The sequence below is a fragment of the Mycobacterium venezuelense genome (assembly GCF_054919535.1).
The window spans coordinates 1-1,027 of record NZ_JBONDW010000056.1; the positions used below are offsets into that span (position 1 = coordinate 1).

1 protein-coding gene is annotated in these 1,027 nt (G+C 64.3%); it reads right to left on the reverse strand.

Features of this window, described 5'->3' with window-relative positions; translation table 11 throughout:
• Position 1: 1 nt before the first annotated feature.
• On the reverse strand, positions 2-1,027 hold a 1,026-nt coding region (gene mmsA, locus ACRCUN_RS34155; protein ID WP_462146027.1), incomplete at its 5' end, for a CoA-acylating methylmalonate-semialdehyde dehydrogenase.

A 1,027-nucleotide genomic window follows, 5' to 3' on the forward strand; every position in this document is an offset into this window, starting at 1 on the left:
CTCACTTGTTTTCGGGGAAGCCGAGGTTGATGCCGCCGTGGGAGGGGTCGAGCCAGCGGGTGGTGATGGCTTTGGTGCGGGTGAAAAAGTGCACGCCTTCGGCACCGTGGGCGTGGCTGTCACCGAACAGCGAGGCCTTCCACCCACCAAAGCTGAAGTAGGCCATGGGAACCGGGATCGGCACATTGATCCCGACCATGCCCACCTCGACCTCGTTCTGGAACCGCCGCGCCGCCCCACCGTCATTGGTGAAAATCGCCGTACCGTTGCCGTAGGGGTTGCTGTTGATCAACTCCAACGCCTCGTCGTAGGTGTCGACCCGCAACACCGACAACACCGGCCCGAAAATCTCATCGGTGTAGACACTCATCTCGCGGGTGACGTTGTCCAGCAGCGTCGGGCCCAACCAGAACCCGTTCTCACCACCGTTGGCGATCACCGTGCGCCCATCGAGCACCACCTTGGCCCCCGCCGCCTCACCGGCATCGATGTAGGAGGCCACCTTGTCACGGTGCACCTGGGTCACCAACGGACCCATATCCGAATCCTGGGTGCCATCCCCGGTCTTGATGGTCGCTGCCCGCTCGGCGATCTTGGCCACCAGATCATCGGCGATCGGACCCACCGCCACCGCAGCACTGATGGCCATGCACCGCTCCCCGGCCGACCCGAACCCGGCATTGACCATCGCATCGGCAGCCAGATCCAGATCGGCATCCGGCAAGATCACCGCGTGGTTTTTGGCCCCACCCAGTGCCTGCACGCGCTTGCCGGCCGCCGTCGCGGTCGCATAGACATACTGTGCGATCGGCGTCGATCCGACAAAGCTGATGGCCTTGATCTTGGGGTTGGTCAGCAGCTCATCGACCGCGGTCTTGTCGCCCTGCAGCACGTTGAACACCCCGTCGGGCAGACCGGCCTCGGCCCACAGCCGCGCCATCCACAGCGAGGCCGACGGATCCTTCTCCGACGGCTTGAGCACCACGGTGTTACCCGCGGCGATCGCGATCGGGAAAAACCACATCGG